General features: G+C 68.0%; 2 protein-coding genes. Both read right to left on the bottom strand.

Translation table 11 applies throughout. The annotated features are described in order from the left end of the window. Positions 1-162: 162 nt before the first annotated feature. On the bottom strand, positions 163-741 hold the full coding sequence (gene pth / locus ACFWFP_RS21620; protein WP_266293272.1) for an aminoacyl-tRNA hydrolase: 579 nt from the start codon (positions 739-741) through the stop codon (positions 163-165). A 21-nt stretch (positions 742-762) separates the two neighbouring features. Next, complete coding sequence (locus tag ACFWFP_RS21615) at positions 763-1,386, bottom strand: 50S ribosomal protein L25/general stress protein Ctc (RefSeq protein WP_379297714.1); 624 nt, start codon at positions 1,384-1,386, stop codon at positions 763-765. Between the last annotated feature and the right edge of the window lie 318 nt (positions 1,387-1,704).

Here is a 1,704-nt window from a genome sequence, read left to right as displayed (position 1 = left end):
AGTATGGGGCGGGGCGCGCCGGGGAGGCCGGACTCCCGCGGGGGCTATCGCGAAAAGTCTCAACCCCCGGGGGGCTCCCCGGCGGCCCCTCGGGGCCGCGACTCGAGCGCGCCAGCGCTCCAATAAACACCGCGTCAAACCGTCTGGGACTACTCGAACCCCCTAATGCAGGTTGTTCTGGGCCGCTTCCAGCCCGACCTTCAACAGCAGCTCCACCGCATCGGCGGCCTGCTCCACGATCACCGGAACCTCTTTGCGCTCGGGCGCGGCGAAGGGCTTGAGCACGTAGTCGGCCGGATCCTGCCGACCGGGCGGACGCCCGATCCCGATCCTGGTCCGCAGGTATTCCTTGGTGGTCAACGCCTGCGAGATCGACCGCAGCCCGTTGTGACCACCTTCGCCGCCGCCCTGCTTGAGCTTGAGCGTCCCGAACGGCAGATCCAGCTCGTCGTGGACCACGATCACCTGATCCACCGGCACCGAGAAGAACTTCGCCAGCGCGGCCACCGGCCGCCCGGACAGGTTCATGTAGGTGCGCGGCTTCGCGATCAGGATCTGACGCCCGTCCAATCGCGCCTGCAGCAGGTCGGCGCCGGACTTCTTGTGCACGGCAAAACGGCCGCCGACGCGCTCGGCGAGCACATCGGCGACCAGGAAGCCCACATTGTGGCGGGTGCGCTCGTACTCGGGGCCGGGGTTACCCAGTCCGACTACGAGCGCTGGCCCGGAAGATTCGGTCACAGGCCGAACCGTAGCGCAGTCTTACTCGGACTCGGGAGCGGTCTCCGCGGTCTCGGCCTCGGCAGCGGCGCCTTCGCCCTCTTCGTCCAGCTTGGCGGCGGACGGCGCTTCGATCACGTTGACGATCAGCGACTCCGGGTCGCCGGCCAGGGTGACGCCGGCGGGCAGCGCGATGGAGCCGGCCAGGATCTGGGTGCCCGCCTCGAGGCCCTCGACCGAAACCTCGATGGTCTCGGGGAGCTTCATCGCGTCGGCCTCGATCGACAGGGTGCTGGCTTCCTGGGTGATCAGGGTGCCGGACGCGGCATCGCCGGTGACGACGACGTTGACGTCGGTGGTGACGCGCTCGCCACGCTTGACGATCAGCAGGTCGGCGTGCTCGATGTAGCGACGGATCGGGTGCACGACGACCGACTTGGTCATCGCCAGCTGCGGCTGGCCGTCGATCTGCAGGTTCAGGATGGCGTTGGTGCCGTGCAGACGCAGGATCGCGGCGAACGCCTTGGCGTTCAGCGACAGGTGCTTGGGCTCGGCGTGGTGGCCGTACAGCACGGCGGGCACGTTGCCGTCGCGACGGGTACGGCGGGCGGCGCCCTTACCGAATTCGGTGCGGACGGCGGCTTCGATCAGATTGGCGTCGGACATACTGAATGCGCTCCTACGGCTGGTCATGGGTGACCCAACTCCGGGGTCAAGGTCTACTCGTCGGACGAAAGAACGAACGAGGACGGCCCAAACAAACTCAGCCGAGCCGCGTCGATCACGGTGTGCGCACCAAACGGGCACTCACCCTCGCCGAGACAACCCGCCAACCATACCGCATAGCAATCCGCGATCTAAAACCGCCATGACCGCACTCCGAACCCCGCACCTGCGACCCCTAGGGAGCAGCGGCCACAGAGTGGCCGGTCGCGGCCGGGTCGCCGGTTGGCCGCCGGGGCGTACGCGACGAAGGAGCAAGCC

Source organism: Nocardia sp. NPDC060249 (assembly GCF_042728755.1).
Classification (GTDB): Bacteria; Actinomycetota; Actinomycetes; order Mycobacteriales; family Mycobacteriaceae; genus Nocardia.
Note: the sequence above shows the minus strand (reverse complement) of the source record. Positions and strands in the feature narration are given on the sequence as shown.